The 19,859-nt window shown below is 61.9% G+C and carries 17 protein-coding genes and 1 other RNA gene; 9 read left to right on the top strand and 9 right to left on the bottom strand.

From position 1 onward, the window contains the following. Positions 1-158: 158 nt before the first annotated feature. The 6 genes from ccoG to hemN all read left to right on the top strand — a co-directional run bounded on the left by ccoG (position 159) and on the right by hemN (position 7,270). Positions 159-1,574, top strand: coding sequence for a cytochrome c oxidase accessory protein CcoG (gene ccoG / locus PseAD21_RS23365; protein ID WP_102358134.1), 1,416 nt, complete (start codon positions 159-161; stop codon positions 1,572-1,574). Between the two features lie 11 nt (positions 1,575-1,585). Further along, positions 1,586-2,125: a FixH family protein gene (locus PseAD21_RS23360; protein WP_102358132.1), complete on the top strand. Its 540-nt coding sequence runs from the start codon at positions 1,586-1,588 to the stop codon at positions 2,123-2,125. 121 nt (positions 2,126-2,246) lie between these two features. Then, positions 2,247-4,697, top strand: a complete 2,451-nt coding sequence (locus tag PseAD21_RS23355) for a heavy metal translocating P-type ATPase (RefSeq protein ID WP_102358131.1) — start codon at positions 2,247-2,249, stop codon at positions 4,695-4,697. 22 nt (positions 4,698-4,719) lie between these two features. Next, a complete protein-coding gene (gene ccoS, locus PseAD21_RS23350; RefSeq protein ID WP_025110359.1) occupies positions 4,720-4,932 on the top strand; it encodes a cbb3-type cytochrome oxidase assembly protein CcoS in 213 nt (70 codons plus the stop codon). Further along, entirely contained in the window at positions 4,925-5,608 is a 684-nt protein-coding gene (locus PseAD21_RS23345; protein ID WP_102358129.1) for a sulfite exporter TauE/SafE family protein, read from the top strand. Before ccoS ends, PseAD21_RS23345 begins: the two co-directional genes overlap by 8 nt. A gap of 279 nt (positions 5,609-5,887) precedes the next feature. Then, positions 5,888-7,270 (top strand): oxygen-independent coproporphyrinogen III oxidase, encoded by a 1,383-nt coding sequence (gene hemN / locus PseAD21_RS23340; protein WP_102358128.1) that lies wholly within the window; start codon positions 5,888-5,890, stop codon positions 7,268-7,270. On the opposite strand, the gene PseAD21_RS23335 is transcribed toward hemN, so the two are convergent. After that, positions 7,267-7,749 carry a hypothetical protein gene (locus PseAD21_RS23335; RefSeq protein ID WP_102358126.1) on the bottom strand — a complete coding sequence of 161 codons (483 nt, stop codon included), beginning with the start codon at positions 7,747-7,749 and terminating at the stop codon, positions 7,267-7,269. The genes hemN and PseAD21_RS23335 overlap by 4 nt on opposite strands. A gap of 155 nt (positions 7,750-7,904) precedes the next feature. Between PseAD21_RS23335 and fnr the strand changes: the two genes are divergently transcribed. Beyond that, positions 7,905-8,639, top strand: coding sequence for a fumarate/nitrate reduction transcriptional regulator Fnr (gene fnr / locus PseAD21_RS23330; protein ID WP_003223347.1), 735 nt, complete (start codon positions 7,905-7,907; stop codon positions 8,637-8,639). Positions 8,640-8,717: 78 nt separating this feature from the next. Beyond that, entirely contained in the window at positions 8,718-9,266 is a 549-nt protein-coding gene (locus PseAD21_RS23325) for an adenine phosphoribosyltransferase (protein WP_102358125.1), read from the top strand. Positions 9,267-9,377: 111 nt separating this feature from the next. Here the strand turns inward: PseAD21_RS23325 and PseAD21_RS23320 are convergent, their stop codons facing one another. The 5 genes from PseAD21_RS23320 to dnaX all read right to left on the bottom strand — a co-directional run bounded on the left by PseAD21_RS23320 (position 9,378) and on the right by dnaX (position 15,203). Next, the gene (locus PseAD21_RS23320; RefSeq protein WP_102358123.1) at positions 9,378-10,526 is read right to left on the bottom strand and encodes an acyl-CoA dehydrogenase family protein; all 1,149 of its coding nucleotides are present in this window, start codon (positions 10,524-10,526) and stop codon (positions 9,378-9,380) included. Positions 10,527-10,728: 202 nt separating this feature from the next. After that, positions 10,729-11,331, bottom strand: a complete 603-nt coding sequence (gene recR / locus PseAD21_RS23315) for a recombination mediator RecR (RefSeq protein WP_102358122.1) — start codon at positions 11,329-11,331, stop codon at positions 10,729-10,731. 66 nt (positions 11,332-11,397) lie between these two features. Continuing rightward, the gene (locus PseAD21_RS23310) at positions 11,398-12,432 is read right to left on the bottom strand and encodes an NADP-dependent oxidoreductase (RefSeq protein ID WP_102358120.1); all 1,035 of its coding nucleotides are present in this window, start codon (positions 12,430-12,432) and stop codon (positions 11,398-11,400) included. Positions 12,433-12,696: 264 nt separating this feature from the next. After that, positions 12,697-13,035, bottom strand: a complete 339-nt coding sequence (locus PseAD21_RS23305; protein ID WP_102358119.1) for a YbaB/EbfC family nucleoid-associated protein — start codon at positions 13,033-13,035, stop codon at positions 12,697-12,699. A gap of 68 nt (positions 13,036-13,103) precedes the next feature. Continuing rightward, a complete protein-coding gene (gene dnaX / locus PseAD21_RS23300) occupies positions 13,104-15,203 on the bottom strand; it encodes a DNA polymerase III subunit gamma/tau (RefSeq protein WP_102358117.1) in 2,100 nt (699 codons plus the stop codon). A gap of 144 nt (positions 15,204-15,347) precedes the next feature. Between dnaX and PseAD21_RS23295 the strand changes: the two genes are divergently transcribed. After that, the gene (locus PseAD21_RS23295; RefSeq protein ID WP_102358116.1) at positions 15,348-16,097 is read left to right on the top strand and encodes an ABC transporter substrate-binding protein; all 750 of its coding nucleotides are present in this window, start codon (positions 15,348-15,350) and stop codon (positions 16,095-16,097) included. A 113-nt stretch (positions 16,098-16,210) separates the two neighbouring features. Here the strand turns inward: PseAD21_RS23295 and PseAD21_RS23285 are convergent, their stop codons facing one another. The 3 genes from PseAD21_RS23285 to PseAD21_RS23275 all read right to left on the bottom strand — a co-directional run bounded on the left by PseAD21_RS23285 (position 16,211) and on the right by PseAD21_RS23275 (position 19,764). Beyond that, entirely contained in the window at positions 16,211-18,160 is a 1,950-nt protein-coding gene (locus PseAD21_RS23285; protein WP_102358114.1) for a hypothetical protein, read from the bottom strand. A 229-nt stretch (positions 18,161-18,389) separates the two neighbouring features. After that, positions 18,390-18,486, bottom strand: an RNA gene (ffs, locus tag PseAD21_RS23280) — signal recognition particle sRNA small type. A gap of 111 nt (positions 18,487-18,597) precedes the next feature. Beyond that, positions 18,598-19,764 (bottom strand): putative zinc-binding metallopeptidase, encoded by a 1,167-nt coding sequence (locus tag PseAD21_RS23275; RefSeq protein WP_102358113.1) that lies wholly within the window; start codon positions 19,762-19,764, stop codon positions 18,598-18,600. Between the last annotated feature and the right edge of the window lie 95 nt (positions 19,765-19,859).

The raw sequence follows: 19,859 nt of genomic DNA, 5'->3' as shown, positions 1-19,859 counted from the left end.
CATTCGCTACACCAATAACGTTTTTTCCCCAACGCGACCAAAGGTCGCACCCTTGAGCCAGAGCGACCGGCGTATCATTGCGCCACTGCAACACCCCTTTCTGACCGCGGTCGGCACGTATCGACCGAGGCATTTTTCCACTGCCGTGGGATGCAATGATGAGCAACCAGATTCCGGTACACGACGTCACTCCACCCAGCAAAAACGCGAACAACAGCGTCGACCTTTACGCCTCTCGAGAAAAAATCTACACCCGCGCTTTCACCGGTCTGTTCCGCAATCTGCGGATGATGGGCGGCGCCGCGCTGTTCCTGTTGTATTTCGGTACGGTCTGGCTCAACTGGGGTGGCCATCAAGCGGTGTGGTGGAACCTGCCGGAACGCAAGTTCTTCATCTTCGGCGCGACTTTCTGGCCGCAGGACTTCATCCTGCTCTCGGGCCTGCTGATCATTGCTGCGTTCGGCCTGTTCTTCATCACCGTGTATGCCGGGCGGGTCTGGTGCGGCTACACCTGTCCGCAAAGCGTGTGGACGTGGATTTTCATGTGGTGCGAAAAAGTCACCGAAGGCGACCGCAACCAGCGCATCAAGCTCGACAAGGCGCCAATGAGCGCCAACAAATTCCTGCGCAAAGCCGCCAAGCATTCGTTGTGGCTGCTGATCGGCTTCGTCACCGGCATGACCTTCGTCGGTTACTTCTCGCCAATCCGCGAACTGGTGTTCGAGTTCTTCACCGGCCAGGCCGATGGCTGGTCGTACTTCTGGGTCGGTTTCTTCACGCTCGCCACCTACGGCAACGCCGGCTGGCTGCGCGAACAGGTGTGCATCTACATGTGCCCGTACGCACGCTTCCAGAGCGTGATGTTCGACAAGGACACCCTGATCGTTTCCTACGATCCGCGTCGCGGCGAAAGCCGTGGCCCGCGCAAGAAAGGCGTCGATTACAAAGCTCAGGGCCTGGGCGACTGCATCGACTGCACCATGTGCGTCCAGGTGTGCCCGACCGGCATCGACATTCGTGACGGCCTGCAGATCGAGTGCATCGGCTGCGCCGCCTGCATCGACGCCTGCGACGCGATCATGGACAAGATGGATTACCCGCGCGGGCTGATCAGCTACACCACCGAACACAACCTCTCGGGCCAGAAAACCCATAAACTTCGGCCACGCCTGATCGGCTATGCAGTGGTGCTGCTGGCGATGATCAGCCTGTTGGTAACCGCGTTCTTCATGCGCTCGCTGGTCGGTTTCGACGTCAGCAAGGACCGCGTACTGTACCGCGAGAACGCCGAGGGCCGGATCGAAAACGTCTACAGCCTGAAGATCATGAACAAGGATCAGCGCGACCACACCTACGTGCTGGAAGCCTCCGGCCTGCCGGACCTGCGCCTGCTGGGCAAGCGCGAGATCAAGGTCCCGGCCGGTGAGATCTTCAGCATGCCAGTGGAGTTGTCGAGCGCGCCGGAACAATTGCCGTCGAGCACCAACGAGGTGAAATTCCTCCTCAAGGATGCCGACGATGACAGCGTCCACGTTGAAGCCAAGAGCCGATTCATCGGCCCACAAACCCGTTGAGAGAACTGAACATGCCCGCAGCAAACGCCGCAAGCCCTTGGTACAAGCACCTTTGGCCATGGATCATCATCGGGATTCTGGCCTGTTCGGTGACCCTGACCCTGTCGATGGTGACCATTGCGGTGAACAACCCGGACAATCTGGTCAACGACAACTACTACGAAGCCGGCAAGGGCATCAACCGCTCACTGGATCGCGAGCTGCTGGCGCAGAACCTGAAAATGCGCGCCAACGTGCACCTGGATGACGTCACTGGCGAAGTCGACCTGCGCCTGAGCGGCGACAGTCAGCCGAAGACCCTGGAGCTGAACCTGATCTCGCCGACCCAGCCGGAGAAGGATCGCAAGATCGTCCTGACCCGCAGCGAAACCGAAACCGGCCGCTACATCGGCCAGTTGGGCGACAAGGTTGAAGGCCGCCGCTTTGTCGAGCTGCTGGGCACTCAGGATGACCACGTATGGCGCATGTTCGAAGAAGAACAGGTCAGCCATGACAAGGATCTGCTGCTGGGTGATGAACCGCTGCAGGGCGCGGAAGACCTGGATAAATAAAACCCGCGCTTCGCGCATTCGCGAGCAGGCTCGCTCCCACAGGTTGTGTGAACAGCGCAAATCAAATGTGGGAGCGAGCCTGCTCGCGAAGAGGCCCTTGCCGACAACATAGATGTCTCTGATGACCACCCCACTCCCCTGCTACCACTGCGCCCTGCCCGTCCCGCCCGGCAGCCGCTTCACCGCTGTCGTACTCGGGCAATCCCGCGAGTTCTGCTGCCCGGGCTGCCAGGCCGTGGCCGAAGCCATTGTCGCCGGTGGCCTGGAAAGCTATTACCAACACCGCAGCGAAGCCTCGGCCAACCCCAAAGCACTGCCGGTGCAACTGACCGATGAACTGGCGCTGTACGATCGCGCCGACGTGCAAAAGCCGTTCGTGCGTCACGAAGGTGAGCTGGCCGAAACCACTCTGCTGATGGAAGGCATCAGTTGCGCCGCCTGCGGCTGGCTGATCGAGAAACACCTTCGCACCCTGCCGGCGGTGGCCGAGGCGCGCTTGAACCTGTCCAACCATCGCCTGCACGTGCGTTGGGCCGACGCGCAATTGCCGCTGAGCCAGATCCTCGCCGAGCTGCGCCACATCGGTTACGCCGCCCACCCGTATCAGGCCGACCGCGCCAGCGAACAACTGGCCAGCGAAAACCGTCTGGCCCTGCGCCAGCTCGGCGTCGCCGGATTGCTGTGGTTCCAGGCGATGATGGCGACCATGGCCACCTGGCCGGAATTCAACATCGACCTCAGCCCCGAGCTGCACACGATCCTGCGCTGGGTCGCGCTATTCCTCACCACGCCGATCGTGTTCTACAGCTGCGCACCGTTTTTCAAAGGCGCGATGCGCGACCTGCGCACCCGTCACCTGACCATGGACGTTTCGGTGTCGCTGGCGATCGGCAGCGCCTACATCGCCGGGATCTGGACCTCGATTACCGGCGTCGGCGAGCTGTATTTCGATGCGGTCGGCATGTTTGCGCTGTTCCTGCTCGCCGGGCGTTATCTGGAGCGCCGCGCTCGCGAGCGTACCGCCGCCGCGACAGCACAACTGGTCAATCTGCTGCCGGCCTCATGCCTGCGACTGGATGCCGACGGCCAGAGCGAACGCATTCTGCTCAGCGAATTGCGCCTCGGCGACCGGGTGCTGGTGCAGCCCGGTGCGATTCTGCCAGCGGATGGCAAGATCCTCGACGGCCAGTCAAGCATCGACGAATCGCTGCTCACCGGCGAATACCTGCCACAGCCACGTATCACGGGTGACGCGGTGACCGCCGGCACATTGAATGTCGAAGGCGCGCTGACCGTCGAAGTCCAGGCGCTGGGTCAGGACACACGCCTGTCCGCCATCGTCCGCCTGCTCGATCGCGCTCAGGCGGAAAAACCGCGACTGGCGGAAATCGCCGACCGGGCCGCGCAATGGTTCTTGCTGTTGTCACTGATTGCCGCGGCGGCCATCGGCCTGTTGTGGTGGGAGCTGGATTCGTCGCGGGCGTTCTGGATCGTCCTGGCGATGCTGGTCGCGACCTGCCCTTGCGCGCTGTCGCTGGCAACCCCAACGGCGTTGACCGCCGCCACCGGCACCTTGCACAAACTCGGCCTGCTGTTGACACGCGGCCATGTGCTGGAAGGCCTGAACCAGATCGACACGGTGATTTTCGACAAGACCGGCACCCTCACCGAGGGACGCCTGGTGCTGCGTTCGATTCGCCCGCTGGGCACGTTGAACAGTGATCAATGCCTGAGCCTCGCCGCCGCGCTGGAAAACCGTTCCGAACACCCGATTGCCCGCGCCTTCGGCCGCGCACCGCTGGCCGCCGAAGAGGTGCACAGCACGCCGGGGCTTGGCCTCGAAGGACTGGTCGGCGTGCAGCGCTTGCGCATCGGTCAGGCAGAATTCGTCTGCGACCTCAGCGGTTCACCTGTGCCGGCGATGCCGAATGAGCCGGGCCAATGGCTGCTGCTCGGAAACGATCACGGGCCATTGGCGTGGTTCATCCTCGACGACCGCCTGCGCGACGATGCCCCTGCCCTGCTCGCCGCGTGCAAGGCCCGTGGCTGGCGCACATTACTGTTGTCCGGCGACAGCTCGCCGATGGTTGCCAGTGTTGCCGCCGAACTGGGCATTGATGAGGCCCGTGGCGGTCTGCGTCCGGATGACAAACTGCACGTGCTGCAACAACTGCACGCCCAAGGGCGCAAAGTGCTGATGCTCGGCGACGGCGTGAACGACGTGCCGGTGCTGGCCGCTGCCGACATCAGCGTGGCCATGGGTTCGGCCACCGACCTGGCGAAAACCAGTGCCGATGCGGTGCTGCTGTCCAATCGCCTCGACGCACTGGTGCAGGCCTTCACACTGGCACGGCGCACCCGCCGGGTAATCATCGAGAACCTGCTGTGGGCGGCGCTGTACAATGGCCTCATGTTGCCGTTCGCCGCCCTCGGCTGGATCACCCCGGTATGGGCCGCAGTCGGCATGTCGATCAGTTCGTTGACCGTGGTGCTCAACGCCCTGCGCCTGACTCGTCTGCCGAGTGCGCCGGTCGTAGGCATCCGTTCAGAAACCCGCCCGTTGCCGGCTTGAGCCGCGCGAGCCTGGAGTACCGATGCCAGCCCTTTACGTGATGATCCCCGCTGCCCTGCTGATCGTGGCCATCGCCGTGTACATCTTCTTCTGGGCGGTGGACAGCGGTCAGTACGACGACCTCGACGGCCCGGCCCACAGCATCCTGTTCGATGATCAGGACCCGAACCACACCGCTGCCGTGGACGAAGCCAAGTCCGACAAACCGCAGGACAAGGCGCCACCCCATGCTTGAGCTGGCGCCCCTGCTGGTTTCGGCCCTGATCCTCGGCCTGCTCGGCGGCGGTCATTGTCTGGGCATGTGCGGCGGTCTGATGGGCGCGCTGACCCTGGCGATTCCCAAGGAGCAGCGCAGCCGGCGTTTTCGCTTGCTGCTGGCGTACAACCTCGGACGCATCCTCAGTTACGCCGCTGCCGGCCTGCTGATCGGCCTGGCCGGCTGGGCGGTGGCGAACAGCCCGGCAGCGATGTTCATGCGCATCCTCGCCGGGTTGCTGCTGATCGCCATGGGCCTGTATCTGGCCGGCTGGTGGAGCGGCCTGACCCGCATCGAAAGCCTCGGCCGTGGCTTGTGGCGTTACATCCAGCCGGTGGCCAACCGTTTGCTGCCGGTGTCGAGTCTGCCGCGCGCCCTGTTGCTCGGTGCGCTGTGGGGCTGGCTGCCGTGCGGACTGGTTTACAGCACGCTGCTGTGGTCGGCGAGCCAGGGCAATGCGCTGGACAGTGCGTTGTTGATGCTCGCGTTCGGCTTGGGGACCTGGCCGGTTTTGCTCGCCACCGGTCTTGCCGCCGAGCGGGTGACCGCGCTGTTGCGCAAGCGCAGCGTGCGCATGGCCGGTGGCTTGCTGGTGATTCTGTTCGGGATCTGGACCTTGCCCGGCCCGCATCAGCATTGGTTGATGGGTCACTGACCCGATCAAAGCCCTGAGAAGATCCATTGTGGTGAGGGGATTTATCCCCGATGGGGTGCGAAGCGCTCCCCTGCATTCCTCCATTCATACAGTGCAAACAGGTTTACGACTGCTTCGCAGTCGATCGGGTCGGTGCGACGTTTCGCTAAATCCCCTCACCACAATAAATCCCCTCACCACAAAGCAGTCACTACCCGCAGCCGTTGATGCAAATCAAGATGCCCCCGCGCGCCCTCCCCTAGACTCGCCACACTGCCAGCCTATCCGGGGAATGCCCGCATGCTCGACGCCATTCGTTGGGACACTGATCTGATCCGCCGCTACGACCTGGCGGGGCCGCGCTACACCTCGTACCCGACGGCCATGCAATTCAACAGTCAGGTCGGCACCTTCGACCTGTTCCATGCCCTGCGCGACAGCCGCAAAGCACTGCGCCCCTTATCGCTGTATGTGCACGTGCCGTTCTGCGCGAACATTTGCTACTACTGCGCCTGCAACAAAGTCATCACCAAGGATCGCGGCCGTGCACAGCCGTATCTGCAACGGCTGGAGCAGGAAATCCAGTTGATTGCCTGCCACCTGGAACCGGCGCAGAAGGTCGAGCAACTGCACTTCGGCGGTGGCACCCCAACCTTCCTCAGCCACGACGAATTGCGGCAGTTGATGGCGCACCTGCGCAAGCACTTCAATCTGCTGGATGACGATTCCGGTGACTACGGCATCGAGATCGACCCGCGCGAGGCCGACTGGTCGACCATGGGCCTGTTGCGTGAGCTGGGGTTCAACCGGGTCAGCATCGGCCTGCAGGACCTCGATCCGGCGGTGCAACGCGCAGTCAATCGCCTGCAAAGTCTGGAAGAAACCCGCGCGGTGATCGACGCGGCGCGCACCCTGCAATTTCGATCGATCAACATCGACCTGATCTACGGCCTGCCGAAGCAGACGCCGGAGAACTTCGCGCACACCGTCGACGAAGTCATCAGCCTGCAACCGGACCGGCTCTCAGTGTTCAACTATGCGCACCTGCCAGAGCGCTTCATGCCACAGCGGCGGATCAACAGCAACGAGCTGCCGAGCCCGGCGCAAAAACTGGAAATGCTCCAGCGCACCATCGAACAACTGACCGCCGCCGGTTACCGCTACATCGGCATGGATCACTTCGCCCTGCCCGACGATGAGCTGGCGATTGCTCAGGAAGAACAGACCCTGCAACGCAACTTTCAAGGCTATACCACGCACGGGCATTGCGACTTGATTGGGCTTGGGGTGTCGGCGATCAGCCAGATCGGTGACCTGTACTGCCAGAACAGCAGTGACCTCAACCAATACCAGAACACCCTCGCCGCCGCGCAACTGGCGACCAGTCGGGGCCTGGTGTGCAACGCCGACGACCGCCTGCGCCGCGCGGTGATCCAGCAACTGATCTGCACTTTCAGCCTCGAGTTCGCCGCGATCGAGCAAGCGTTCAACATCGATTTTCAGGGTTATTTCGGCGCGCTGTGGCCACAACTGCAAGGCATGGCCAACGATGGCCTGATCACGCTGGATCGCGAAAGAATTGAAGTACTGCCGGCCGGACGCCTGCTGGTACGTTCGGTGTGCATGGTGTTTGACGCGTATCTGGAACAGCAGAACCGTCAGCGTTTCTCGCGGGTGATCTAGTTCTTTGTCAGCAGTGAGCCAAGCTTGAGGTTTTGCTCGGTGGAAAGACCGGACTGATCCATGACTTTGGACAGGGCAAGATTGGCGCTGATCAGGCCTGTGTTCAACGCGGCGATGGCACCGCGCAGCGCGGCGAGCATGTTGACCTTTTCTTCGTTGGACAGCCGCCTGTCGGCCATGACCGCGGCCATCCGGGCTTTCTTCTCGGCGATCTCTTTTTGCAGTTTGCGGATCATCTTCAGCAATTGCTGGACGTTCTCGGGCAAGCCGCTGTCTTCGATGTCGCTGTTCTCGCCCCCGGCGCTGAAGGCTTTTTCGATGGAGGCATTGGACAGCGACACTTTGACGCCCTCGACCAAGGTCGGGGTTGCCAACAGCGACGTGTCGGCATTGTGCTCAGCGCCGGTGCCAGCCTTGGCGGTGTTCGGCACAGACGCAACGCCACTGTTACCGGGGTTCAGCGTGTCAATGGCGGCCATCGAAGCGGTTCCTTGCCTACGTGGTGATACCCCTTTATCGGCCACTTGCACTGCGGCTTTACGCCCGTGGGACAAAGTCGCCATGGACTGGCCTGAATGTCCTCCCGTGGGTTACCCTTACGTCTTATGTGTGTTTTCCCACAAGGATTTAAGAAATGTCCGAGCCAGTCAAACTGCGCGCTCATAACCAGGCCCATTGCAAGGATTGCAGCCTGGCCCCTCTCTGCCTGCCACTTTCTCTGAATCTGGAAGACATGGATGCGCTGGACGAAATCGTTAAACGTGGCCGCCCGCTGAAAAAAGGCGAGTTCCTGTTCCGCCAGGGTGACACCTTCGATTCCGTTTATGCAGTACGCTCCGGCGCCCTCAAGACCTTCAGCCTGAGCGATTCCGGCGAAGAGCAGCTCACCGGGTTCCACCTGCCGAGCGAACTGGTCGGTCTGTCTGGCATGGACACCGAAAAACACCCGGTATCGGCCCAGGCCCTGGAAACCACTTCGGTCTGCGAAATTCCGTTCGAACGCCTCGACGAACTGGCCCTGCAACTGCCACAGTTGCGCCGTCAGTTGATGCGCGTGATGAGCCGCGAAATCCGTGACGACCAGCAAATGATGCTGCTGTTGTCGAAGAAAACCGCCGATGAGCGCATCGCCACGTTCCTGGTCAACCTGTCGGCCCGTTTCCGCGCTCGCGGGTTCTCGGCCAACCAGTTCCGCCTGAGCATGTCGCGTAACGAAATCGGCAACTACCTGGGCCTCGCGGTGGAAACCGTGTCCCGGGTGTTCACGCGCTTCCAGCAGAACGAACTGATTGCCGCCGAGGGCAAGGAGATCCACATCCTCGATCCGATCCAGCTCTGCGCCCTGGCCGGCGGCTCACTCGAAGGCTGATCTCGATCCGCGGTTGAGCGAAGCGATTCAGCCGCGGGTATACTGCGCCGTTTGCAGCCCTGCCAGGACACCTCGACGATGGTCTTCGACTCCTTCGACATCAAATCCCTGATCCGCCCCGTGATCGACTTCCCGAAACCGGGCGTGATCTTTCGCGACATCACCCCGTTGTTTCAATCGCCGAAGGCCATGCGCCTGGTGATGGACAGCTTCGCCCACCGCTATGTGGAAGCCGACTTCACCCACATCGGCGCGATGGATGCGCGCGGTTTCCTGATCGGTTCGGTGCTGGCCTACCAGTTGAACAAGCCACTCGTACTGTTCCGCAAGCAAGGCAAACTGCCGGCGGACGTGCTGGCCGAGGGTTACGCGACCGAGTACGGCGAAGCGTTCCTGGAAGTGCACGCCGACAGCCTGTGTGAAGGCGATTCGGTAGTGATGTTCGATGATTTGATCGCCACTGGCGGTACGCTGATCGCAGCCGCCAACCTGATCCGCCGCATGGGTGCGCGGGTGCATGAGGCAGCGGCGATCATTGATCTGCCGGAGCTGGGTGGGTCGCAGCGTCTTGAAGACATGGGCATCCCGACGTTCTGCCTGACGCAGTTTTCTCTCGCAGAACAATAAGCGTCGTCCTTCAGGCCGCCATCGCGAGCAGGCTCACTCCTACCGTTTGGAATGCGTTCCCCTGTAGGAGTGAGCCTGCTCACGATGAGGCCAGTAGCCTCACTGCAAAACCTAAAGCCCCATCTGCTTGCTGATGATCTCGTTCATCACTTCCCGCGTCCCGCCGCCAATCGACAGAATGCGATTATCCCGATACAGCCGCTCCACCAGACTCTCGCGCATGTAACCCAGCCCACCGAGAATCTGCACCGCATCGCTGGTGATCCGGTCCGAGGTGTCTGTGGCAACGTTCTTGGCCATTGAAATCTCCTTGATCACGCTCTGCCCCGCCGCCATCTTCGCCGCCTGCCGGTAGGTGAACTCCCGCGACACTTCCAGCGCCGTGGCCATTTCGGCCAGCCGATGCTTGATCACCTGGAATTTGCCGATCGGTTTGCCGAACGCCTCACGCTCGCGCGCCCAGTTCAGGGCCTCTTCAAGCGCCAGCTGTGAGGTCATGTTGGCCATTAGCGCCAGCGCCAGCCGTTCGCTCTGGAAATTGCCCATGATGCAGGCGAAGCCCATGTTTTCGGCACCGATCAGATTGCCCACAGGCACCCGGCAGTCGTCGAAGAACAGTTCAGCGGTGTCCGAGGCCCACCAGCCCATCTTCTTCAACTGGCGGCCTACGCTGAAGCCCGGGGTGCCCTTCTCGATCAGCAACAGGCTGATGCCGCCGAAACCCGGCGCGCCAGTGCGCACCGCGACGGTGTAGAAGTCGGCGCGCACGCCGCTGGTGATGAAGGTCTTGCTGCCGCTGACCCGATAGACATCGCCGTCACGCACAGCGCGGGTTTGCAGGTTGGCGACGTCCGAGCCGCCGCCGGGTTCGGTGACCGCCAGGGCGCTGATTTTCTCGCCGCTGAGTACTGGCGGGACGACACGCTCGCGCACTTCGGGCCGTGCCCATTTGACGATCGGTGGCAGACCGATATCCAGCGAACCCAACCCGGCCACCAGGCCGCCGGAGCCGCAGCGCATCAACTCTTCACTGGCGGCGATCTTGGCGAACAGATCACCTTCGTGGCTGCCGCCCAGCGCTTGGGGATAACCGATGCCGAGAATCCCCGCTGCCCCGGCTTTCAGGTACAGCTCGCGAGGGAAGCTTTCGGCTTCTTCCCACCCATCGATGTCCGGCAGGATCTCGCGTTCGACGAAGCGCCTGACGCTGTCGCGGACCATTTGGTGGCTGGGATCGAAGTATTCCTGGAAGGCAGGCATGGGCGAGCTCCATCGAAGGGTTCGCCGACGTTAACCGAGCGCTTGCTTGGTTTTCAATACAATTGTGCGAATCAGATGAACCGAGGGAGGCCCATTCGCGAGCAAGCCCGCTCCCACATTGGACCGCATTCAATCTGAATGAACGCGATCAACTGTGGGAGCGGGCTTGCTCGCGAAGGCGTCTGTTCAGACACCCTATAACTCAGAGGGAAATCGGTTTACGCCCGGCAAACGAATGCGCCAGCGTCCCGCCATCCACCAGCTCCAGCTCACCGCCCAGCGGCACGCCGTGGGCAATACGCGAGGCGATCAGGCCTTTGTTGGCGAGAAGCTGAGCGATGTAATGCGCCGTGGCCTCACCTTCCACCGTCGGATTGGTGGCGAGGATGACTTCGGTAAAGGTGCCCGCCTCTTCAATCCGCGTCATCAACTGCGGAATACCAATCGCCTCAGGCCCCAGACCGTCGAGCGGCGACAGATGGCCCTTGAGCACGAAGTAGCGGCCACGGAAACCGGTCTGCTCCACCGCATACACGTCCATCGGCCCTTCCACCACGCACAGCAGCGTGTCGTCGCGGCGGGGATCGGCGCATTGTGGGCACAGATCGTCTTCGGTCAGCGTGCGGCACTGACGGCAATGACCGACCCCTTCCATGGCCTGGCTCAAGGCTTGCGCCAGGCGCGTGCCGCCGCTGCGATCACGCTCGAGCAACTGCAACGCCATGCGCTGGGCGGTTTTCTGACCCACGCCCGGCAAGGTTCGCAGGGCGTCGATCAGTTGGCGAATCAAAGGGCTGAAGCTCATGGGTAAAAAGTCCGACAAAACAACGAGACGCGGTTTATACCCGCGCCTCCGGCCAGCGTCAAATGCTCAGTCCTGGGCGACCTTCACCACCAGTTTGCCGAAGTTGCGCCCCTCCAGCAGACCGATAAACGCCTCGGGGGCCTGCTCCAGGCCTTCCACCACGTCCTCGCGGAACTTCACCTTGCCATCGCGCACCCACGGCACCATGTGACTGATGAACTCCGGCTGACGATCACCATAGTCATCAAACACGATGAAGCCCTGAATGCGCACGCGCTTGGTCAGCAGCGTGCGTTGCAGCATCGGCAGACGATCCGGGCCTTTCGGCGCTTCAGAAGCGTTGTAGCCGGCAATCAGCCCACACAGTGGAATCCGTGCCTTGGGGTTGAGCAGCGGCACCACGGCATCGAATACGTGCCCGCCGACGTTCTCGAAATAGATGTCGATGCCTTTCGGGCAAGCCTTGGCCAGTTGTTCGGCAAAGTCCGGCGCCTTGTGATCGATGCAGGCATCAAAACCCAGCGCCTCAACCACGTATTGGCATTTGTCGGCGCCGCCGGCCACACCGACGGCGCGCAGGCCCTTGATTTTCGCCACCTGACCGACCACCGAGCCAACCGCGCCGGACGCAGCGGCAACGACGAGAGTTTCGCCCTCCTTCGGCTGACCAATGTCGATCAGGCCCATGTACGCAGTCATCCCCGGCATGCCCAGCACACCGAGGGCCATTGACGGGCTCGGCAGGCCGGACGGGATCGGAATGATGTTGCGCCCGTCGCTGATGCTGTGGCTCTGCCAACCGGTGAGGCCGACCACCAGATCACCCTGGTGGAATTTTGGATGACGCGAATCTTCGACACGGCTGACAGCTCCACCGGTCATCACTTCGCCGATCTGTACCGGCGCGGCGTAGGACGGCGCGTCACTCATGCGCCCGCGCATGTACGGGTCGAGCGACAGGTACAGGGTTTTCAGCAACACCTGACCGTCTTCGAGGTCCGGCAACGCTTCGCGCTCCAGACGGAAATTTTCCGGGGTCGGCGCACCAACCGGGCGCGAGGCCAGGACGAAGCGTTGATTGAGGGTCAGAGGGTCGGACATGTCAGCGTCTCCTGTGAATGGGGGAATTCAGCGGTATAGGGAGCAGACCTTTGTGGCGGTAGCGGGTTCGATGTTTCTTCAGGTGGACCGAGTTGGATTGATCGCGAGCAGGCTCACTCCTACAGAGGAACGCATTTCAACTGTAGGAGTGAGCCTGCTCGCGATAGCAATCTGTCAAACACCGCAGGAGCTCAATGCCAAAAACAAAAATGCCAGGCGCGATGCCTGGCATTTTGTGTAGCTCATCTGCCGCGCAATGGCGAATCAGAATGGCAGTTTCATACCCGCTGGCAGGTTCATGCCGGCGGTCATGCTGCCCATTTTTTCCTGACTGTTGGCTTCGATCTTGCGCACGGCGTCGTTGACGGCGGCGGCGACCACGGCTTCCAGCATTTCCTTGTCGTCTTCGCTCAGGCCTTCAACCAGGCTTGGGTCGATGCTGACGCTTTTCACGTCGTGACGACCGGTCATCACCACGGTGACCATATCGCCACCGGCCTTGCCGATGACTTCGGCGTTGGCCAGTTCTTCCTGCATCTTGGCCATTTTTTCCTGCATCTGCTGCGCCTGCTTCATCAGGCCGGCCATGCCACCTTTCATCATGGGAATCACCTCAAAAGTACTTGGATCAAAACAGCGCCCGGCGATTGCACGCCGAGCGCCTTCAGTTATTAGCCCTGAGCGACCAGAGCGTCGACAGGTTCAATAGTATCGTGTCGCACGACCGCACCGAACTGCTGAACCATCTGCTGGATGAACGGATCACCGTGGATCGATTCCTCCGCTTCGCGCTGACGGTTGGCCCGACGGCGGGACGCGGCCTGCGCCGGGGTTTCCTGCTCGGGCTTGATCAGCTCGATGGTCAAGGTCAGCGGACGGCCGTGGAACTGGTTCAGCGCATCGTTCAGGCGCCGCTGTTGCGTGGCGTTGAACAGCGCACTGTGCGCCGGGTCCAGGTGCATCAGCCAATGATCGCCATCGACCGCGATCAGCGTGCAGTTGGCGGCGATGCTGCCGGTCATGCCGGAGATCGGCAGTTGCGGGAACATTTCCAGCCATTGCAACGCCAGACCGGTAGCCGGTGCGGCGGCAGGCTCCGGTTCGGGTTCCGGAGCCGGCTCGGCGGTGTGTTCACTGGCCAGGTCGTCGAGGTAGCTGTAAGCCGAATCCATGTCCGGCTCAATATAGTCTTCGTCCAGCGGTGGCTCGTCGTCCAGGTCCATGCCCGGTGTGGCGGCATCGACGTCGGCGACCGACGGCTCGGGAATCGGCGCAGCGGCCCACTCAGGTGCCTCCGGGACGACGCTGTCCGGGGTCGGCAGCGGCATCGGCGGCAACTCGGGCTGCTCGGCGGTGGTTTCCAGCACCGGTTCGACGGCCGGTTGCTGCGCGGATTCTGGCTCGGGTTCGACCGGATCGTTCCACGGCAGATCGACGACCTCTTCGGCGACGACCGGCTCGGGCTCTGGCTGCGGTTCTGGCGCAGGCGCGGACTCAGCTACCACGGCAGGCACGGGTTCCGGGGTCGCCACTGGCGCTGGGGCAACAACCGGTGCAGGCGTCAGCGCAATAGCCGCAGCGACTACCGGCGCAACCTTCGGCGCGGCAGCCACTGAGTTTGCGGAATCAACTGTGGCCTGGCTGATCCCCACTGGCTTTAGCGGTTGCCTCGGGGCGTCCGCGGTGTCCGCCGGCCGGAAGGCCAGCATCCGTAGCAGGACCATTTCGAAACCGCCACGGGGATCCGGCGCCAGCGGCAAGTCGCGGCGGCCGATCAGGCCCATCTGGTAATAGAACTGCACATCTTCGGCCGGCAGCGCCTGAGCCAGCGCCAACACCCGATCACGGTCGCCATGGCCGTTGTCGACGCCTTCCGGCAGCGCTTGGGCGATGGCGACACGGTGCAACACGTTGAGAATTTCCGAGAGCACGCCGTTCCAGTCCGGGCCTTGCTCGGCCAGGTGGCGCACGGCTTCGAGCAACGCTTTGGCATCGCCTTCGATCAACGCATGCAGCACGTCATAGACCTGACCGTGATCCAGCGTGCCGAGCATCGCCCGCACGTCGGTGGCCATAACCTTGCCTTCACCGAAGGCGATGGCCTGATCGGTCAGACTCATGGCGTCCCGCATCGAACCGTCAGCGGCGCGACCGAGCAGCCACAGCGCGTCGTCTTCGAACGGCACGCTTTCGGCCGTCAGCACGTGGGTCAAATGCTCGACCACGCGCTCCGGCGTCATGTTCTTCAGGGAGAACTGCAGGCAGCGCGACAAAATCGTTGCCGGAAGTTTCTGCGGATCCGTCGTCGCCAGGATGAACTTGACGTACGGCGGCGGCTCTTCAAGGGTTTTCAGCAGCGCATTGAAGGAATGGCTGGAGAGCATGTGCACTTCGTCGATCAGGTAGACCTTGAAGCGCCCACGGCTCGGGGCGTACTGCACGTTGTCGAGCAGTTCGCGGGTGTCTTCGACCTTGGTCCGGCTCGCGGCGTCGATCTCGATCAGGTCAACGAACCGGCCCTCATCGATTTCACGACACACCGAACACTCGCCGCAGGGGCTGGAAGTGATACCTGTTTCACAGTTCAGGCATTTGGCAATGATCCGCGCAATGGTGGTCTTACCGACCCCGCGCGTACCGGTGAACAGGTAGGCGTGGTGCAGCCGCTGGCTGTCCAAGGCATTGATCAGAGCCTTGAGCACATGGGTCTGGCCGACCATTTCGCGGAACGAGCGCGGACGCCATTTACGTGCAAGAACCTGATAACTCATCGAAAACCGTCGCAACGAAGGAAGCTGAAGCGGCTAATGCTAGCGGAGCAAGGGCAAAATTGCATCCGGTGTGCTCGTCTAATCTGGCTAAGCTGCTGTTGGCGGGGAAATATCAGCTCGGGATCGGGACTCATCGGAGCATTTATGCGTTGGGCCTTGGGAGCAATATTGGCGATCAGTCTGAGCGTGAACGCGTCCGAACCGCCGCTGCGCTTCGTCGTGGCCGACAGCTGGGCGATGCCGATGGTGCAGCTGGAACGCGGCCGACCCACCCAGGGCATCCTCCACGACATGATGCTCAGCCTGGCGACCCAGGTCGGCGTACCGGCGGAATTTCACGTGCTGCCACGCGCCCGGGTACAGAACGCCATGGAGCGCGGTGAAGTCGATGTGCGCTGCTATGCCGCACAATCATGGCTGCCGAATCAGTCCGGGGATTACCTCTGGAGCATTCCGCTGCTGTTCCAGCGCGACCTGCTGATCAGCCGCCAGGATCAATCGCCCGATGTCGATCCCGCCGACCTCTCCCGCCAATCGATCGGCACCGTGCTCGGCTACACCTACCCGACCCTGCAACCGCTGTTCGACGCCGACAAACTACTGCGCGAAGACGCACGCAATCAGGATCAGGTACTGGAAAAACTGCTGGCCGGCCGTTACCGCTACGCCGTAAGCAATCAATGGACGCTGGACTGGTTCAACCAGCGCCTGCTGCCCGGACAGCAGTTGCACGGGGTGGCGGTGCTGCAGGAGCAGCATGTCGGCTGTTACGTGAGGAATGACCCGCAGCTGCCGGTGCAGCGGATCTTGCGTACGTTGCTGCGGATGAAAATGTCGGGGGAGATTGATGACATTATTCGGTTGTATACCGGATCCTCTGAAAACACCCCATAACCCCTGTAGGAGTGAGCCTGCTCGCGATAGCGGTGGTTCAGCCGACATTGATGTCAACTGATATGACGCCATCGCGAGCAGGCTCACTCCTACAGGGGATTGTCGCCAGGCAATCAGTAGCCGTGCGACTCGCGGAATTTCTGGTAGTCGTGAAACTCGATCCATTCGACCACGTCGTACGGCAGATAAAGCTGTTGCCGGGCGCGGGAGATGGCGATGTACACGGCGCAGATCCGCTCATCGAACGCATAGGCGTCCTTGAACTTGACGTTGGTCAGCAGCTCGGGCGTCAGCAGCACCCGGTCGAACTCCATGCCGCCCGCGTCCTGCGCTTGCATCAGCAGACAGCTTTTGCCGGGGCCACCGATCATCCGGTTCAGGCGGGTCAGATCCGCCACCTTGAAGCCCTTTTGCAACTCGGCCTCGACCCACAGAAACGCCTCGTCGAACTGATTGGCATCGCGCACCTGATGCCAGTCGGGCAAGTCGCTGAAATACCGATGCGGCCCCTTCTCGCTGTGCTCGGCACTGTAGAAGTCGACCCTGAACAGCTCGATGGCGGTGGTCATGAAGTGTTCGAGGTCGCGCTGTGCTTGCATGTCGGCAAAGCTGAACAGGCAATTGGCATCGTGCAATTGCATGGCCCACTGCATCGTGTCCCACGCTGATGCCGTCAGCACCACGCAACCTTCAGGCGGCACAAAGCCCTGTGGATAAAACTCGATACCGACGTCCGCCTCGCGCGCGCCTTCGAAAGGCACCTTGGTCTTTTCCGAGTGCCGGGAAATCAGCGGATTGACCAGACGCTCGACGTTACGCCCCGAGCGGACCGAATAGGTGATATCGCTCTGGCGCACTTCGCGCTTTCTTCTGACCAGATCGCGGCTGGCGTGCTGGTACTCATCGCCCAAGGTGATCAGCACCTGGCGGCCGCGTTCGATGATCTGCAGCAGCGAGGCGGGAATGTCCTGACTCTCGTCGATCAGCACGTGAGTATAGCGAGGCGGCACCACGCAGCCGGCCAGACCCGCGCGCTTGATCAACAACAATGCTTCGAAGCCAGTCTGTCGGCCCCATGCCGGGTTGGCCTCGAGGTAAGTCCAGACGCGGCTGGAATATTCCAGCAGCACCTTGGATTCGAGACTGGACAACGACAGCTGGAAATACGGCAGATGCTGGGCGCTCAGGCTGTAGTCCCGGGACTGACAGTAGCGCTCGAGGGTTTCCAGGCAAACGTTGAAGGTGCGTTGCCCATCATGGCCGCGAAAGCCGAGGATATTCAGCTCCTGCGCCACCTTCTGCTTGCTCGCCAATCTGCCGCCCGCGCCTGCCGGCTGCGGTTTGCGGCCGTGAATCAGCCCGCGCGCGAAGGCTTCGAAGGTGATGCCGGGCTTGCGGTCAGCGGTCACGCCCATGCGCTGGCAGAGGGTCGCGAGTTTTTCCGGGGTGCGCGCCAGCAGCAGGGTTTTCCTGGGGTCCAGGCACTCGGTCAAGGCCCCGAGCAGATGGCTCTTGCCGATCCCGGCGTAGCCCTGCACGTGCAGGTCTTCGTCCAGATTGGCGCGGAAGGTCCTGACCAGTTTGTCTTGAGCAGCGCTCAGCCAGCGCTCGCGCTGGATGGGGCTGATCATCTGTTGGCTGAACGGATTGTTGGCGGCGTGGTGGCGCGTCTTGAACTCGTTATCCCATTTGCCATCGGGCAGCAGATAATCCTGCGCCGAGACTTCGTCGGCCAACAGCAGCCGCAGGTTCAGTCGCCGGATGGCGTTCAGCCCGAAGTACAACTGGCGGGGATCGAACAGTCGCTGCGCCTCGGACAATAACCCTGCCCGGCCATCGACCGCCCACGCGATCAGCCTGGCCAGGACCTTCTCCGCCGCTGCGGCGTTGAGATCCTTTTCGGCCGCCTGGGCCAGATTCTGGATGACCAGCACCGCGGCCAGTTGCGCATCCGTCAGCTCGCCGAGGGTTTTCGCGCCCTCGGGCTGCAACAGGCTCGTGCAGGTTTCATCCGTCACGGGCAAATAAACGGCGGTGGATAAATCGTGATGTTCCGGGTGCATACAACCTCGTAGCCAGGGCGCGAACTTGTCAACGACGCGCGCAGCAAGACGGTGGAGTATGCCACTGTTGCGCAACGATGGCCGAACAGGCATTGGGGATGCAGCCTTCGCGAGCAGGCTCGCTCCCACAGGGGCTGGCGCGAAGCCTCAAATCGCAGGCATAAAAAAACCGCAGTGGGCGAAACCCATGCAGTTCTGTTGAAGCCTTCGATGTTCGTTAAGGTGGTAACCCCACCAGCCACACCCCGGCACACAATGTTCCCGCTGTGGCTGCTGCCTTCCGGCTCTGACCAGGTTCACGGGTAATCGTTGCGGGGGGACCGATGGGGTCACCATAACGACACTCACCTGTCGGCGAGCCGCGCCATTGTACCTATCTGAAGCGAAGTTACAACCGTTGGTTTCAGATAAAAAATATGAAGGGCTTCAAGCACTTGCTATTGCGCCTGGAGCACCTCGTCTGCCCTGCCGCCCGCCTGCTGGATCACCAGATGGATGAAGTGCAGCTTGGCAATCGCCGCCGCCGGCAGCACGAACGGGTAGAAATCCGGCTGGCCCATGCTGCGCGATAACTCGTTGAGCATGCCCGCCAGCTCGATCCACGCGTTGACGAACGACAGGAATGCCGCGCCGCCGGGGTGCTGTGGGTCGTACAGGGTGCTGGGCGGAAACGGCTGGTAGTCGAAATCCATTTCCCGCGCACTCATGCCGAAGCCCAACGCTGTGTCCACTGCGTCCATCATGTGCAGGTAATGCGCCCAGGTTTCCGCCCAGTCTTCCCACGGGTGCATGGTCGCGTAGGCGCTGACGTAATGCTGCGGCCAGTCTAGCGGCGCGCCCTGCTGGTAGTGACGGTCGAGCGCTTCGGCGTAACTGGCGCGTTCATCGCCAAACAGGCTGCGAAAGGCTTCGAGCCACGGCCCGTTGGCAATCAGCCGATCCCAATAGTAATGCCCGACCTCATGCCGGAAATGCCCGAGCAGCGTGCGATAGGGTTCATGCATCGCCGCCCGCACCTGCTCACGGTGGGCGTCGTCGGCTTCTTTGATGTCGAGGGTGATCAGGCCGTTGGCGTGACCGGTCATCGGCGCGTTGCCTTCAAGGTCGACGCCGATGAAGTCGAAGGCCAGGCCGGTGTCTTCATCCACGCTTTTCGGGATGACCGGCAGGCCGAGGGTGATCAATTGCGCGACGAGGCGCCGCTTGGCGATTTCGACTTTGCGCCAGCGCTCGGGATTTTCCGGGGCGGACAGATCGGGAATAGTGCGATTGAGGCTGCAGGCGACGCACAAGGCATCATCAACATGGGCGGCAAGCAGCCAATTGCAGGCGGCGGGGGTGTCGAGGTTGGCACAGCGGCGAAAGAGTCCGGCATCAGGATCGGCATCCAGCGTCCAGGTGCCCTCCTCCAGACCGGGCGACAATGAAGTGATGCGACTTTCTTCAGGCTGATAGCCCAGCGCCGCATTGCAGGCCAGGCACTGGCTGTTGCGAAAGAACAGTGACTGGCCGCAGCGGCACGGCCAGATTTTACTGTTGCGTGAAGATTCGCCCATGAACGGCGCGACGATGCGAGAACTGAGTTGCTCGAAAAAGCGGTACATGGCGATCTCTCCCTGGGGCTTGCCAAGACTAGATCATTCCCGCGGGCTGATCGTTCCAACGCTCTGCGTGGGAATGCATCCAGTGACGCTCTGCG

The sequence above is a fragment of the Pseudomonas sp. AD21 genome, from assembly GCF_002878485.1.
GTDB lineage: Bacteria > Pseudomonadota > Gammaproteobacteria > Pseudomonadales > Pseudomonadaceae > Aquipseudomonas.
The sequence above is the reverse complement of the archived record's forward strand: the minus strand, read 5'-3'. Positions and strand labels throughout refer to the sequence as shown.

Excerpts from the sequence above, each read along its gene's own strand:
- PseAD21_RS23275 (WP_102358113.1), bottom strand. The coding sequence starts at position 19,764 with ATGTACCGCTTTTTCGAGCAACTCAGTTCTCGCATCGTCGCGCCGTTC.
- dnaX (WP_102358117.1), bottom strand. The coding sequence starts at position 15,203 with ATGAGTTATCAGGTTCTTGCACGTAAATGGCGTCCGCGCTCGTTCCGC.
- PseAD21_RS23335 (WP_102358126.1), bottom strand. The coding sequence starts at position 7,749 with ATGGCCGCCATTGACACGCTGAACCCCGGTAACAGTGGCGTTGCGTCT.
- PseAD21_RS23305 (WP_102358119.1), bottom strand. The coding sequence starts at position 13,035 with ATGATGAAAGGTGGCATGGCCGGCCTGATGAAGCAGGCGCAGCAGATG.
- PseAD21_RS23360 (WP_102358132.1), top strand. The coding sequence starts at position 1,586 with ATGCCCGCAGCAAACGCCGCAAGCCCTTGGTACAAGCACCTTTGGCCA.
- PseAD21_RS23320 (WP_102358123.1), bottom strand. The coding sequence starts at position 10,526 with ATGCCTGCCTTCCAGGAATACTTCGATCCCAGCCACCAAATGGTCCGC.
- recR (WP_102358122.1), bottom strand. The coding sequence starts at position 11,331 with ATGAGCTTCAGCCCTTTGATTCGCCAACTGATCGACGCCCTGCGAACC.
- PseAD21_RS23345 (WP_102358129.1), top strand. The coding sequence starts at position 4,925 with ATGCTTGAGCTGGCGCCCCTGCTGGTTTCGGCCCTGATCCTCGGCCTG.
- PseAD21_RS23285 (WP_102358114.1), bottom strand. The coding sequence starts at position 18,160 with ATGCACCCGGAACATCACGATTTATCCACCGCCGTTTATTTGCCCGTG.
- PseAD21_RS23295 (WP_102358116.1), top strand. The coding sequence starts at position 15,348 with ATGCGTTGGGCCTTGGGAGCAATATTGGCGATCAGTCTGAGCGTGAAC.
- PseAD21_RS23355 (WP_102358131.1), top strand. The coding sequence starts at position 2,247 with ATGACCACCCCACTCCCCTGCTACCACTGCGCCCTGCCCGTCCCGCCC.
- ccoS (WP_025110359.1), top strand. The coding sequence starts at position 4,720 with ATGCCAGCCCTTTACGTGATGATCCCCGCTGCCCTGCTGATCGTGGCC.
- fnr (WP_003223347.1), top strand. The coding sequence starts at position 7,905 with ATGTCCGAGCCAGTCAAACTGCGCGCTCATAACCAGGCCCATTGCAAG.
- PseAD21_RS23325 (WP_102358125.1), top strand. The coding sequence starts at position 8,718 with ATGGTCTTCGACTCCTTCGACATCAAATCCCTGATCCGCCCCGTGATC.
- PseAD21_RS23310 (WP_102358120.1), bottom strand. The coding sequence starts at position 12,432 with ATGTCCGACCCTCTGACCCTCAATCAACGCTTCGTCCTGGCCTCGCGC.
- ccoG (WP_102358134.1), top strand. The coding sequence starts at position 159 with ATGAGCAACCAGATTCCGGTACACGACGTCACTCCACCCAGCAAAAAC.
- hemN (WP_102358128.1), top strand. The coding sequence starts at position 5,888 with ATGCTCGACGCCATTCGTTGGGACACTGATCTGATCCGCCGCTACGAC.